Source organism: Pseudomonas sp. MPR-R2A5 (assembly GCF_058793055.1).
The window spans coordinates 75,702-88,913 of record NZ_JBXAFK010000023.1; the positions used below are offsets into that span (position 1 = coordinate 75,702).

A 13,212-nucleotide genomic window follows, 5' to 3' on the forward strand; every position below is an offset into this window, starting at 1 on the left:
CCAGCCCCCATGAATCCCAGGTGGGAGGGGCAAGCCCCAATGCCGTTCAGTTAAGGCTTTTTTTGTAGGAGCGAGCTTGCTCGCGAAAAACTCACAGGCGCCGCGTTGATTCAGGAAACACGCGTTATCGTTGACGTTTTTCGCGAGCAAGCTCGCTACTACAGAAGGCGATGTGCACTTAACTGAACGGCATAGGCATGCGCGACAACACTATCTCGAAGAGGTAGTGGCGCCTCCCACACGGGTCAGTGCGTCAGGCCGAGGTGATATTGGCCCGCGCGCCGTGCAGTTTCTTGTAGCTCTCGATCAAGCGTAGATGCCGGTCCAGCCCTTCCAGCTTGGTGCTGGTCGGCGTCAAGCCATAGAAACGCACGCTGCCATTCACCGAGCCGATCACGGCGTCCATCCGCTCGTTACCGAACATCCGTCGGAAGTTGGCCTCGTAGTCCGCCAGTTCCAGGTCTTCGTCCAGTTCCATCTCCAGCACCGCGTTCACCGCCTGGTAGAACAGGCCGCGCTCGACGGTGTTGTCGTTGTACTGCAGGAACATTTCCACCAGTTCCTTGGCGTCTTCGTACTGCTGCAACGCGAGGTAGATCAGCAGCTTCAATTCCAGGATGGTCAACTGGCCCCAAGCGGTGTTGTCGTCGAACTCGATGCCGATCAAGGTGGTGATATCGGTGTAGTCGTCCAGCTCGCTCTCCACCAGGCGCTCGGCCAGGGCCTTGAGCTCGGCATCGCTGAGGCTGTGCAGGTTGAGGATGTCGGCGCGGAAAAACAGGGCCTTGTTGGTGTTGTCCCAGATCAGGTCGTCCACCGGGTAGATTTCCGAGTAGTCCGGCACCAGGATGCGGCAGGCCGTGGCGCCAAGGTGCTCGTACACCGCCATGTACGACTCCTTGCCCATGTTGTCGAGGATGCCGAACAGCGTCGCGGCCTCTTCGGCGTTGGAGTTTTCACCCTGGCCCGAGAAGTCCCACTCGACGAATTCGTAATCCGACTGGGCACTGAAGAAGCGCCACGACACCACACCGCTGGAGTCAATGAAGTGTTCGACAAAGTTGTTCGGCTCGGTGACTGCATGGCCTTCAAAGGTTGGCTGCGGCAAATCGTTCAAGCCTTCGAAGCTGCGGCCTTGCAGCAGTTCGGTGAGGCTGCGCTCCAGGGCCACTTCCATACTCGGGTGCGCGCCGAATGAGGCGAATACGCCTCCGGTACGCGGGTTCATCAAGGTCACGCACATCACCGGGAATTCACCGCCCAGCGACGCATCCTTGACCAGCACCGGGAAGCCCTGGGCTTCCAGGCCTTCGATACCGGCCAGGATACCGGGGTACTTCGCCAGCACCTCGGCCGGCACGTCCGGCAGGGCAAACTCGCCTTCGATGATTTCACGCTTGACCGCACGCTCGAAGATTTCCGACAGGCACTGCACCTGGGCTTCGGCCAAGGTATTGCCGGCACTCATGCCATTGCTCAGGTAGAGGTTTTCGATCAGGTTGGACGGGAAATACACCACCTCGCCATCGGACTGGCGCACAAACGGCAGCGAGACAATGCCACGTTCTTCGTTGCCGGAGTTGGTGTCGAACAGGTGGGAACCGCGCAACTCACCGTCGCGGTTGTAGATCTTCAGGCAGTAGGCGTCGAGGATTTCCGGCGGCAGTTCATCCTTGCGCCCCGGCTGGAACCAACGCTCATCGGGGTAATGCACGAACGGCGCGTTGGCCAATTCCTCGCCCCAGAACTGATCGTTGTAGAAGAAGTTGCAGTTGAGCCGCTCGATAAACTCGCCCAACGCCGACGCCAGGGCGCCTTCCTTGGTCGCGCCTTTACCGTTGGTAAAGCACATCGGCGAGTGCGCATCACGGATATGCAGGGACCAGACGTTGGGCACGATATTGCGCCACGAGGCGATCTCGATCTTCATGCCCAGGCCGGCCAGGATCCCGGACATATTGGCGATCGTCTGCTCCAGCGGCAGGTCCTTGCCCGCGATATAAGTGCCCGCGTCGGATGGGCTGCCGGGCATCAACAAGGCCTGGGCATCGGCGTCGAGGTTGTCCACTTCTTCGATGATGAATTCCGGCCCGGCCTGCACCACTTTCTTCACGGTGCAACGGTCGATGGAACGCAGGATACCCTGGCGGTCCTTCTCGGAAATGTCCGCAGGCAGCTCGACCTGGATCTTGAAGATCTGGTTGTAGCGGTTTTCCGGATCAACGATGTTGTTCTGCGACAGGCGGATATTTTCCGTGGGGATATTGCGCGTCTGGCAGTACAGCTTCACAAAATACGCCGCACACAACGCTGACGAGGCCAGGAAGTAATCGAATGGCCCCGGCGCCGACCCGTCGCCTTTATAGCGAATTGGTTGATCGGCGATCACCGTGAAGTCATCGAACTTGGCTTCAAGTCGAAGGTTGTCGAGAAAGTTGACCTTAATTTCCATGCGGGATTACCAAAATAGCGAACTTCAAATTGGCCGCCATTATCCGGGATTTGCGTTTTAAGTCTTGTGCTTTCGCCATTCGGCCGCCGACAGGCAAGGCTGATGCGCTATCGACACCGGTATAAAGCCACGCCAGAGCACTTGTCAGACGAAATACCATCAACTTATCTGTACGGTTGCCGATGACCTGCTAGCAATTCAGGGAGTAGTCGAATGCGCAATAACCAGCCAGTGACACAACGCGAGATTTCCCTCGCGCCTTCGCAGAAGCTCATTTCCGCCACCGATGTGGATGGGATGATCACTTACTGCAACGATGCTTTTGTCGATATCAGCGGTTTTGAACGCGCCGACCTGATCGGGGCGCCGCAGAATATCGTGCGCCATCCCGACGTGCCTCCCGCCGTGTTTGCCCATATGTGGCGTGCGCTCAAGCAGGGGCTGCCGTGGATGGGCATCGTCAAGAATCGCTCGAAAAACGGCGATCATTATTGGGTCAACGCCTATGTCACGCCGATTTTCGAGGGCAACCGCGTGGTGGGTTTCGAGTCGGTCAGGGTCAAGCCGACCGCCGATGAGATCCGGCGTGCCCAGGCGCTGTATCGGCGTCTGAGCCAGGGTAAAGCCGCCGTGGCCGCCCTGGACACCTGGGCGCCGGCCTTGATGAGCTGCGTGCCGTATATCGCCACCGGCCTTGCCGGCGCGGTGGGTGGGCTGTTCCTCAGCGCGCCGCTGGCCATTGCCGTGGCGGTGGGCGTCGCGGTTCCGGTGGCGCTGCTCTGCTCACAGTGGCGCCAGCGCGCGACCCTGCGCTTGCTGGTCGGCGTCGAGCCATCCACCTCCGATGCCTTGATCGCACAGATGTACAGCGATGAAGCCGGTCCCCAGGCACGCCTGGAAACCGCGTTCCTCAGCCAGAACGCGCGCCTGAAGACTTGCCTGACCCGTTTGCAGGACAGCGCCGAGCAACTCAGTGCGCTGGCCGGGCAATCCGACCGACTGGCCACGGCCAGCTCCACCGGCCTGGACCGCCAGCGCGTCGAAACCGAGCAGGTCTCGGCCGCCGTCAACCAGATGGCCGCGACCACCCAGGAAGTCGCCAGCCATGTGCAGCGCACCGCCGATGCCACCCAGCAAGCCAACTTGCTGACCGGGCGCGGCCGTGAGGTGGCGCGGGATACCCGCGAAGCCATCGAGCGGCTTTCCGCGGTGGTCGGCGAAACGGGTGTCACCGTGGCGCAGCTGGCCAGGGACAGCGATGAAATCGGCACCGTCGTCGATGTGATCAAAGGCATCGCCGACCAGACCAACCTGCTGGCCCTCAACGCGGCCATCGAAGCGGCCCGTGCCGGCGAGATGGGGCGCGGATTTGCCGTGGTCGCCGACGAAGTCCGACAGCTGGCACAACGCACCTCGCAATCCACCACCCAGATCCACGGGCTGATCACCAAGCTCCAGGCGTCGTCCAACAATGCCGTGCAAAGCATGGAGAACGGCCATCGCCAGGCCCAGGAAGGCGTGGCTTGGGTGCTTGAGGCCGACCAGGCATTGGTGGGCATCAGCGAAGCGGTGTCCCACATCACCGACATGACCACCCAGATCGCCGCCGCCACCGAGGAACAGAGCGCCGTGGCCGAGGAGATCAGCCGCAACATCACAACCATTGCCACACTGGCCGACCAGACCTCGGTCCAGGCGCATCAATCCACCGACCTGAGCAAGGAGCTGACCCGCACCGCGTCCACCCAATATGCATTGGTTGAACGTTTCAATCGCTGACAGGCGACCCACCGCATCCAGCAAAGTCGGGGGCCGGGCTGAAAGGTCGTCGGGTGGTCAAGCTCTGGCCACCCGCCACACCATGGCGCAGCGGCTGCCGGGCTCAAAGCCTTGTGCATACTCGTCTGCCAAAATCCCGGCCAAGCGCTGATCCAATGACGCCTCGGCTTGCAGCTCAAACCCCAGGCGGCGGTAGAACGGTGCATTCCACGGCACCTGCCTGAACGTCGTCAGGGTCACTGCGCGCAGTGCCTGTGAGCGCGCAGCGTCCATCGCCGCCTCAACCAGCTTGCGCCCCCAGCCCTGGCCGTGCAGCGACCGAGCGACCGACACCTCATGGATATGCAGGTCGTCGCCCTGGCGTTCTGCGCACAGAAATCCTTGAGGTTGATCGTTGGCATCGACCGCCACCCAACAGGTCGACAGCGCGATCCACTGCCGATGACGCTCGACGGTCAAGGTGCCTGCGCTGGCCAGCCAGCCCAAGCCATCGATCAGTTGAAAGGCTTGGGCGGCAGAATGCTCGATGGCGGGCAATAACGGCGCGTCATCCAGTCGCGCCAGGCGAATGTGTAGTGGCATTGGGTGTCACTGAGCCTCAAAAGGTGGAAGACGCGCGGGTCAAGGCTGCTTGCGGTACATCCCGGTGAAGTAATCCTGGCTGTCCGGCGCCGAGTTGTGTTCGATCACCGCGAAGTTTTTCACCAGTTGGATGTGGTACGGGCCAACGCGCCGAGACGCCAGGGGTTCCGGCACGATAATCAGGTTTTCGGTTTCCATCGCAACCGTGTGATGCGCGCTGGCGATGGTTTTTGAGGTTCCAGCGGCGTTGAGTGTCAGGGTCAATCGTGCAAGCTCCCGGCCCTGGGCATCACGCTCGGGCAGGATCTCCAGGTCCAGATCACCGTCGCGGCCCAGGAAGTCATCGCGCATCTGGTAGTGGCCGCTGCGCTGGTCACGGGCGACATCACTGAGTTTTTCGTACTCGGGTTCATGGTCTTCCGGGCGTAACTGGATGGCCAGTTCACGCGGCTGCCCCTTGGCGGAACTGACCCAGGTGCCGCTGTAGTGATAGGGCTCGACGGTTTCCCGGGTGATCCGCCAAATGCCGGTCTGATGACCATCATCGGTATATTCGTGCAGGTAGACGAAAGGCTTGTCGTCATAGTCGCTTTGGTCGCCAACCAACTTGATCGGCTTGCCGCTGCCACTCTTGGTGTAGCGCAGCTCACCGATCAACACGGCGCCCTGTTGCTGGTACCAGAGCGCCACCGGGATCTTGCCGTCGAGGGTGCCGGCCAGATACTGCGGATCTTCGTTGACGGGACCTTCCAGGCGCGGTGTTTCCTGCCACTTGCCGTCCTTCAATACACCGGTGGTGCGCAGCATGTAGCCGCTGGGCATGCTGGAGTTTTCACCGTATTCGGTGGGCGGCACTTGTTCCTGGGTATAGGCATCCAGTCGCACCAACTCACCCTCGCGCATTTGCAGGCGGCTGGAGCGCGTCCAGCAGCAGCCACGGTCGGTTTGCGAATGGATAATGCCGTCCTTGTCCACCGAGAACATGCCGCCGAAGGTTTCGTTCGCCAGCTCCGTCAATGGCCGGTTCAGCACCCATTGGGGCTTGTGCGGGTCTTGCAGGTACACATCGTAGTGGTACTGCAGGCTCTCCTCGGCGTCCTCGCCATTGCGGATAGCCAGGTCCTGGCGGCCGTCGGCGTTGATATCGGCGAAATACAACACACCGTAGGCCCCCACCAGATGGTCGCTGTCTGTCTTGCCATTGCGATCCAGCGGCACATTGGCGGCAGGGGTTTGCAGCTGTTGCAGGGTTTGGAGGGTGGCCCGGTCACGCAGGGTAACCAGGGCGCGGGCCGGCTGGCGGAGGTCTTGCGGCACCTCTGGAAACAACACCTCCACCAGGTATTGACCGCTGGGGTCATTGACCGAGAACGAGCGCGGCTCGGCCATCACGGGAGCCGTGAGGGTCATGGAAAGGAACGCACCGCTCAATAACACACGCATCCAAAGCATCCTTGCTGAAATTTTGCGCCGCAGTGTAATGGGAAATGCTGCGGGCTTCGAATAAATCCCTGCCATGGCCCATGTATCGACTGATATGTTGCGCTTCTCGCCAGTCAAAGGAGCTGCCATGGAACCGTTAGCGACAAACGCCGCCTTGTTGATCATCGACATGCAGCAGGGCATGAACCATCCCAGGCTTGGGCGACGCAACAACCCGCACGCCGAGTTGCAGATGCAGCACCTGCTCAACGCGTGGCGGCGATCCCAGCGGCCCATTGTCCATGTCCGACATATGTCTCGCTCTCCCGACTCGGTCTTTTGGCCGGGTCAGCCTGGCTGCGAATTCCAGCCGGCCTTGTGCCCGTTGGCGCATGAGCAGGTACTGGAAAAGAACGTCCCGGATGCGTTCACCGCCACGGGCCTGGAGCGTTGGCTGCATGTGCGCTCGATCAAGCAGTTGGTGATTGTTGGGGTGATCACCAACAACTCGGTTGAAGCCACGGCGCGATCCGGCGGCAACCTCGGCTTCGAGGTAATCGTGGCGGCGGACGCCTGCTACACGTTCGATCAAACCGACTTGGCCGGGCGCCTGTGGCCGGCGGAGGACGTGCATGCATTGTCGCTGAGCAATCTGGCGATGGACTACGCCAGGGTGATCGAGACAGCTGAAATCCTGGCCGCGGCCGCCCCGTTGCAAACGGACTGACCGTGCGTAATCACGTTCACACTTGCCCTACGCCTTAAGTGCAGCGGGCCGCCCATGGGCTTGCAGATAAGCCCGCAACAGCAGCGTGGTCTGCTGTTCAAGACCGGCTTCGAACGTAGGCGAGGCATTGCCTTCGAGCAACGTCCTGACCGGGCCGACGATCGCGCTGAGCGAAATCCCGGCGGTCAGGATCGGGTCTTCGAAATGCGCATCGGGGGCGGTCTCCAGCATCGCGGCGATGGCCGCCACCATGCGCGTATTGATGCGGGCGACCAGCTCCGCACCACCCCGCTCGCCCGCGATGGCATACAAGGCCTTGGACGCGCCCTGATCGCGTAACTTGGCGGCCACCAATGCCGTGACCAGGCCGGCGGCCATCTCAGCCACCGGCACCTGCCGATGGCGAGCGCATGCCTGCTCCACCGCCTCGGCCACCCACTCCAGGTGTTTTGCCAGCACGGCGGCGAGCAGCGCGTCGCGATTCGGGTAGTACTGGTAGAGGCTGCCCACCGACATGCCGGCACGCTCGGCCACTCGGGTGGTTGTGCAGCGGATCAGGCCCTGCTGGGTCAAAACCTGAAGGGTTGCCGTGTGCAAGGCCTCGACAGTCGCGGCTGAGCGCGCCTGAACCGCTGTTTTTCTTGGCTTCAAGGACGCTTTGAGGGTGCTCACGGAATGCGAATTCCAATATCTGAAGGATCCTTCATATTAGAGCCTTACTCCGCTGAAGCAAGGGCGACCCCGATGACAGGTTTGAAAAACAGCAAGACATTCATACTGGGCGACCGCGAGGTCAACCGCATGGGTTACGGCGCGATGCAATTGGCAGGCCCTGGCGTATTTGGCCCTCCCAAGGACCGCGACGCCGCGTTGGCCGTGCTGCGTGAGGCGGTCGCCTGCGGCGTCAACCATATCGATACCAGCGATTTTTATGGGCCGCATATCACCAACCAACTGATTCACGAGGCCCTGCATCCCTATCGGGACGACCTCACGATAGTCACCAAGATCGGCGCCCGTCGTGACGCTGAAGGTGGATGGCTGGCGGCGTCCACCCCGGAAGAACTGACGCAGGCGGTGCATGACAACTTGCGCAACCTGGGGCTGGAGGTGCTGGACGTGGTCAACTTCCGTTCGATGCATTCCACAATGGGCCCGTGCGAAGGCTCGAACGCCGCCGCGTTGGACACCCTCGCTGAACTGCAACACCAGGGGTTGATACGCCATATTGGCATCAGCAATGTCACGCCGACCCAAGTGGCCGAGGCACGCCGCATCGTCAAGTTCGTTTGCGTGCAGAACCTGTACAACATCGCCCATCAACACGACAACGCCTTGATCGACACCCTGGCTGAGGAAGGCATTGCCTATGTGCCGTTCTTCCCGCTGGGTGGATTTACTCCGGTTCAGTCTTCGACCTTATCCAGCGTTGCGCAGGGGCTGGGCGTAACACCGAAGCAATTGGCGCTGGCGTGGTTGTTGCGGCGCTCGCCCAATATCCTGTTGATTCCGGGCACCTCCTCGGTGGCCCATTTGCATGAAAACCTTGCGGTGGGCGAATGGGCTGTGCCGGACGAGGCGCTGGCTGCGTTGAACGCCATCGCGGACTGAAGCGGTCCCTTATGCGTGGATATTCCAGGTGATGCGCAGCGTTGTTCGGCGCATCGCCTGCCAATTGGATACAGAACAATCTCGAATTGTATTGTGTACAAAAAACCCTAAAGCTTTAACCCAAGCGAGCCGAAACATCGGTGAAAGCAAATCGCAGTGTCTCGGCGATTTGGCCGCCCTCTCCGCTGATGGTCGTCTCGATGAAAATAAAGAATAAGCTGGTCCTTGCGTTTGTATCTGTCGCGTTTATCCCGGTTAGCCTGGTCGCGGTGATCTCCGTGATGAATACGCGAACCCAGGCAGTCGATCAGTTCATCGATGGCAGTACCCGTGAGATACGCCAGATCGATGGCAATATCCGGCAATTCTTCGAGGGTACGCTGCAGAACGTCGATCAAATGGCGGCAGATCCTGTATACACGTCCGTGAACACCCTCAAGGATTATCGACCCGACAACGCCGCCAGCCAGCCCATGCCGGCGCAGGCCCAGCAGGTGATCGAACGGTTCGCGCGTTTTGGCGCGACCCATCCTTCTGCGGCGATCCTGTCCATCGGCCTGGAAGACGGCACTTACGTCAAATGGCCCGACGACCCGCAACTGGCCAAGTACGACCCGCGCACGCGCCCCTGGTACAAGGCGGCGATGGCCAGCCCCGGCAAGACCGTGCGCACCCCGGCTTACTATTACGACAAGGATGACGTCGCGCTGGTCGGCACCGCGCGGGCGCTACTGGATAACGCCGGCAAGGCCAAGGGCGTATTCGTGGTGAGTGTGTCGCTGAAGAACCTCACCGAGCTGGTCAAGAGTATCAAGCTGGGCGAAAGCGGCTATGTGATGCTGATCGAAGACGGCGTGGTCCTGGTTGACCCTCGCGATGCCAAGCACAGTTTCAAGCCGCTCAAGGACCTTGGCGCGCCGTACGCACATTTGGCCGAGACCGCCCAGGGATCGACCGAAGTGGTGATCGATGGCGTGCGCTACATGGCCAATATCTGGACCTCCCCCGGCCTGGGCTGGCGTTATGTGGGGTTGATCGAATACAACGAAGTGATGGCCGCCGCCACGCGCATGACCTACCTGACCACAATCATCGTGGCGGTGCTGGTCCTGATCTTTGGCCTGATCGCCGCGGCGTTCTCCAAGGTGATCGTCAAGCCGATCGGTCAGGTCAGCACCGGCTTGCAATCCATCGCCCAGGGCGAAGGAGACCTGCGCCACGAACTGCGGGTGCAGGGCAAGGATGAAACCGCTGAACTGGCCGGTTGGTTCAACAAGTTCCTCGCTGCGATCCGCCAGCTGATCCAGCATATTGGCGCGGCGTCGACCAACTTGCAGGACGCTTCACGGGTCAACAGCGAAGTGGCGCACAACATGAACGAAGCCGCCGGGCGCCAGCGGGAAGCGGTCGAACTGGTGTCCACGGCATTCAATGAAATGGTGGCCACCGCCAATGAAGTGGCGCGGTCGTGCAGCGGCGCAGCGGAGTCCGCCGAGAACGGCCATCGCCGCGTGGCCGAGGGCAAGCAGCAGATCGAAATGACCACGGACAACGTCAACCGGCTCGGCCGCCGCTTGACCGAGTCGTCCGACGCCATGGTCGAGCTGGAGGCCGGCAGCCGCAGCATCAACCAGATCATTGGCACTATCCGTGCGATTGCCGAACAGACCAACCTGCTGGCGCTCAACGCGGCCATTGAAGCCGCCCGGGCGGGTGATCAAGGCCGCGGCTTTGCGGTGGTGGCGGATGAAGTGCGGGCGCTGGCCAAGCGCACTTCCGACTCCACCGGCGAGATCGAACAACTGCTCGGTACCCTCGGCAGCAAGACCGAGGAAGTGACGCAGAAGATGAGCAGTTGCCTGGACCTGTCCCGCGCCAGTGTGTCGTCCATCGAAAGCGCGCGGGACAGTTTTGAAGGCATCCAGTTATCGGTCAACGAGATTCGCGACCAGAACCTGCAGATATCGGCCGCCGCCGAGGAACAGCACAGCGTGGCCGAAGAGATCAACCGGCATATCCAGCAGATCTACGACGAGGCACGGCTGGTGGAGAGCCTGGCCAATTCTGCGCAGGATGACTCGGGGCGGTTGGCCGGCTTGTCGGCAGAGTTGAATGGGCTGGTGGGCCGGTTCAAGTCCTAGGGCGCCGCGGACGTTGGGTGGGGACGACGCCTTGATGTGCTCATCCCCCGACCAATCTCCCTGTGGCGAGCGGGCTTGCCCTAATGCCGTTCAGTTAAGCGGACATCGCCTTCTGTAGGAGCGAGCTTGCTCGCGAAAAACGTCAACGATAACGCGTGTTTCCTGAATGAACGCGGCGTCTGTGAGTTCTTCGCGAGCAAGAACTAGGCGTCCCCCTCGCTCCTACAAAAAAACCTTAACTGAACGGCATTAGGGCTTGCCCCGCGTTGGGCTGCGCAGCAGCCCCAGTCAAGAAGAATGCGGTGTATCAGACACTCTGTAGAGGCTGGTTTTGGGGCTGCTACGCAGCCCAACGCGGGGCAAGCCCGCTCGCCACAACAGCCCTGTCGGCCGGGCGTTCAGCGTTGAGCGAACATTGTGAAGATACCTGAAGCACCTCGCGCGTTGCGTGCGCGCAGGCGAGCGCGGCAGGCCGCGCAGCCACCCTCACCTCCCCAGGGTAGAGCTGCGCCAGCCAAGTGTCTTCACTGAGCAGGATCGCTGCGTGTTCGGCGACCAGTTCTTTGGCGAGGGTAGATTTGCCGGCGGCAATCTTGCCGCACAGCAGATGCAGGGTGGGCATGGCACGGCTCCTTTTGTGAGGCCATGAAGCATGCCAGCTTTCCGGCTGAATCATCATATTTAGACACGAATTACCCTGAACTTTCTGACAGGCACCGCGTTCATTTCCTATGCGCTGCCCCGCCCAGGGGCGTTGGTTTACAAGGAGCCGTTCCCACATGACTACCCTCCCCGCCTATCGCCACACACCCGGACCGCTGCATGCCACCTTGCTGGCGGGTACCGTGCCGCTGTTTCTCGGTGCCCTGATCAGTGACATTGCCTACGGCCAGACCTACCAGATTCAATGGGCCAATTTCGCCTCCTGGCTGATTGCCGGCGCGTTGGTGTTCTGTGGATTCGCCCTGTTGTTCGCCTTGGTCAACCTGCTGCGCGCCGAACACAAGGTCGGCCGACCCGCCGTGTATTGCCTGTTGCTGTTGGCGACCTGGGTACTCGGGCTGGTCAACGCTTTCCAGCATGCCAAGGACGCCTACGCCATGATGCCGACCGGCCTGGTGCTGTCGGTGGTCGTGACAGTGCTGAGCGTGGTTGCGACCTGGGTCGGCCTGACTAACCTGCGCTCGGGAGCTGCCCAATGAAAGCGTCCAATACACTCACCCTGTTAAGCGCCGCGCTGCTGCTCAGTGCCTGCGGCGGCGAAGGCGACAACACCCAGGCCCGTGGCCCCGACCCAAAACTGCCGGAGCAGCAAAGCAGCCTGCTGCCCAGCATGAAGATTGCCGAACCCACGCCCTGGGGCAACGAGAAGCCCAAGGTGCCCGACGGCTACAGCGTCACCGCCATCGCCACCGACCTGGCCATCCCGCGCCAGACCCTGGTATTGCCCAATGGCGACATCCTCGTTGCCGAAGGTCGTGGCGGCAGCGCGGCCAAGCTCAAGCCCAAGGATGTGATCGCCAGCGTGATCAAGGCCCAGGGCAATACCAAGGTCAAGAGCGGCAACCGCATTACCCTGCTGCGCGATGCGGACGGCGACGGCACCTATGAACTGAAAACCGTGTTCGCCGACAACCTCAACGCCCCCTACGGCCTGGCCTTTGCCGACGGTAAACTCTACGTCGCCAACCAGGACGCGCTGGTGCGCTTCGACTACACCGACGGCCAGACCAAAGCCAGCGGCGCCCCGGTCAAAGTCACCGACCTGCCGGCGCAGATCAACCACCACTGGACCAAATCCCTGGCCGTGAGTGACGATGGGCGCCACCTGTATGTGGGCATCGGCTCCAACAGCAACATCACTGAACGCGGCATGGAAGTGGAGATCGACCGCGCAATGGTCTGGCAGGTCGATGCCACCACCGGCGCGCACAGACCCTACGCCACCGGCTTGCGCAACCCGACGGCCCTGACGATCCAACCCGACTCCGGGCAACTGTGGACAGTGGTCAACGAACGCGATGAACTCGGCCCCGACCTGGTGCCCGACTACCTGACCTCGGTGCGCGAAGGTGCCTTCTACGGCTGGCCCTACAGCTACTGGGGGCAAAACGTCGACCCGCGTGCACAACCGCAAAACCCGGCCAAGGTGGCCGCCGCGATCAAGCCCGATTACAGCCTCGGCTCCCACGTAGCGGCACTGGGCGTCGACTTTTCCATCCCAGCCATGGGTGAACAATTCGCCGAGGGTGTATTTGTGGGCGAACACGGTAGTTGGAACCGCGACAACCCGGTGGGCTACAAAGTCATCTTCGTGCCGTTCAGCCATGGCAAGCCAGCCGGCCAGCCCATCGACTTCGCCACCGGCTTCCGCGGCGACGACGGCAAGACCCGTGGACGCCCGGTAGGCGTCACGGTCGACCCGAAAGGCGCCCTGATCATTGCGGACGACTTGGCCAATACCATCTGGCGGGTGACGCGCAATCAGTAACAGCGTG

At 61.4% G+C, this 13,212-nt stretch carries 11 protein-coding genes and 3 pseudogenes; 9 read left to right on the plus strand and 5 right to left on the minus strand.

Features of this window, described 5'->3' with window-relative positions:
- Positions 1-253: 253 nt before the first annotated feature.
- A complete protein-coding gene (locus tag AC1Q6I_RS17640; RefSeq protein WP_102623467.1) occupies positions 254-2,452 on the minus strand; it encodes an OsmC domain/YcaO domain-containing protein in 2,199 nt (732 codons plus the stop codon).
- A gap of 297 nt (positions 2,453-2,749) precedes the next feature.
- Between AC1Q6I_RS17640 and AC1Q6I_RS17645 the strand changes: the two are divergent.
- A pseudogene (locus tag AC1Q6I_RS17645) lies at positions 2,750-2,938 on the plus strand (PAS domain-containing protein); the annotation flags it as partial.
- Between the two features lie 195 nt (positions 2,939-3,133).
- Complete coding sequence (locus AC1Q6I_RS17650; protein ID WP_410524631.1) at positions 3,134-4,231, plus strand: methyl-accepting chemotaxis protein; 1,098 nt, start codon at positions 3,134-3,136, stop codon at positions 4,229-4,231.
- 57 nt (positions 4,232-4,288) lie between these two features.
- On the opposite strand, the gene AC1Q6I_RS17655 is transcribed toward AC1Q6I_RS17650, so the two are convergent.
- Positions 4,289-4,813 (minus strand): GNAT family N-acetyltransferase, encoded by a 525-nt coding sequence (locus tag AC1Q6I_RS17655; RefSeq protein WP_102623466.1) that lies wholly within the window; start codon positions 4,811-4,813, stop codon positions 4,289-4,291.
- 39 nt (positions 4,814-4,852) lie between these two features.
- On the minus strand, positions 4,853-6,256 hold the full coding sequence (locus tag AC1Q6I_RS17660) for an XAC2610-related protein (RefSeq protein WP_102623465.1): 1,404 nt from the start codon (positions 6,254-6,256) through the stop codon (positions 4,853-4,855).
- 127 nt (positions 6,257-6,383) lie between these two features.
- On the opposite strand from AC1Q6I_RS17660, the gene AC1Q6I_RS17665 reads away from it, so the two are divergent.
- On the plus strand, positions 6,384-6,962 hold the full coding sequence (locus AC1Q6I_RS17665; RefSeq protein WP_102623464.1) for a cysteine hydrolase family protein: 579 nt from the start codon (positions 6,384-6,386) through the stop codon (positions 6,960-6,962).
- A 27-nt stretch (positions 6,963-6,989) separates the two neighbouring features.
- On the opposite strand, the gene AC1Q6I_RS17670 is transcribed toward AC1Q6I_RS17665, so the two are convergent.
- Positions 6,990-7,634, minus strand: coding sequence for a TetR/AcrR family transcriptional regulator (locus AC1Q6I_RS17670; protein WP_024075790.1), 645 nt, complete (start codon positions 7,632-7,634; stop codon positions 6,990-6,992).
- 72 nt (positions 7,635-7,706) lie between these two features.
- On the opposite strand from AC1Q6I_RS17670, the gene AC1Q6I_RS17675 reads away from it, so the two are divergent.
- The 4 genes and pseudogenes from AC1Q6I_RS17675 (at position 7,707) to AC1Q6I_RS17690 (ending at position 10,714) form a co-directional block, all read left to right on the plus strand.
- Positions 7,707-8,573 carry an aldo/keto reductase family oxidoreductase gene (locus AC1Q6I_RS17675; protein WP_024075791.1) on the plus strand — a complete coding sequence of 289 codons (867 nt, stop codon included), beginning with the start codon at positions 7,707-7,709 and terminating at the stop codon, positions 8,571-8,573.
- Positions 8,574-8,601: 28 nt separating this feature from the next.
- The gene (locus AC1Q6I_RS17680; protein ID WP_146015789.1) at positions 8,602-8,790 is read left to right on the plus strand and encodes a hypothetical protein; all 189 of its coding nucleotides are present in this window, start codon (positions 8,602-8,604) and stop codon (positions 8,788-8,790) included.
- A gap of 64 nt (positions 8,791-8,854) precedes the next feature.
- Positions 8,855-9,859 (plus strand): annotated as a pseudogene (locus AC1Q6I_RS17685) (cache domain-containing protein); the annotation flags it as partial.
- Positions 9,860-9,946: 87 nt separating this feature from the next.
- Complete coding sequence (locus AC1Q6I_RS17690) at positions 9,947-10,714, plus strand: methyl-accepting chemotaxis protein (protein WP_371858356.1); 768 nt, start codon at positions 9,947-9,949, stop codon at positions 10,712-10,714.
- A gap of 427 nt (positions 10,715-11,141) precedes the next feature.
- On the opposite strand, the pseudogene AC1Q6I_RS17695 reads toward AC1Q6I_RS17690, so the two are convergent.
- Positions 11,142-11,336, minus strand: a pseudogene (locus AC1Q6I_RS17695) (P-loop nucleotide/nucleoside kinase family protein); the annotation flags it as partial.
- A 157-nt stretch (positions 11,337-11,493) separates the two neighbouring features.
- On the opposite strand from AC1Q6I_RS17695, the gene AC1Q6I_RS17700 reads away from it, so the two are divergent.
- Positions 11,494-11,916 (plus strand): DUF2231 domain-containing protein, encoded by a 423-nt coding sequence (locus tag AC1Q6I_RS17700; protein WP_024075794.1) that lies wholly within the window; start codon positions 11,494-11,496, stop codon positions 11,914-11,916.
- A complete protein-coding gene (locus AC1Q6I_RS17705; RefSeq protein WP_024075795.1) occupies positions 11,913-13,205 on the plus strand; it encodes a PQQ-dependent sugar dehydrogenase in 1,293 nt (430 codons plus the stop codon). The genes AC1Q6I_RS17700 and AC1Q6I_RS17705 overlap by 4 nt, the downstream gene beginning before the upstream one ends.
- Positions 13,206-13,212 lie beyond the last annotated feature (7 nt).

Coding starts and splice junctions, on each gene's coding strand:
- AC1Q6I_RS17660 (WP_102623465.1), bottom strand. CDS start 6,256: ATGCGTGTGTTATTGAGCGGTGCGTTCCTTTCCATGACCCTCACGGCT.
- AC1Q6I_RS17665 (WP_102623464.1), top strand. CDS start 6,384: ATGGAACCGTTAGCGACAAACGCCGCCTTGTTGATCATCGACATGCAG.
- AC1Q6I_RS17700 (WP_024075794.1), top strand. CDS start 11,494: ATGACTACCCTCCCCGCCTATCGCCACACACCCGGACCGCTGCATGCC.
- AC1Q6I_RS17705 (WP_024075795.1), top strand. CDS start 11,913: ATGAAAGCGTCCAATACACTCACCCTGTTAAGCGCCGCGCTGCTGCTC.
- AC1Q6I_RS17675 (WP_024075791.1), top strand. CDS start 7,707: ATGACAGGTTTGAAAAACAGCAAGACATTCATACTGGGCGACCGCGAG.
- AC1Q6I_RS17640 (WP_102623467.1), bottom strand. CDS start 2,452: ATGGAAATTAAGGTCAACTTTCTCGACAACCTTCGACTTGAAGCCAAG.
- AC1Q6I_RS17690 (WP_371858356.1), top strand. CDS start 9,947: ATGAACGAAGCCGCCGGGCGCCAGCGGGAAGCGGTCGAACTGGTGTCC.
- AC1Q6I_RS17655 (WP_102623466.1), bottom strand. CDS start 4,813: ATGCCACTACACATTCGCCTGGCGCGACTGGATGACGCGCCGTTATTG.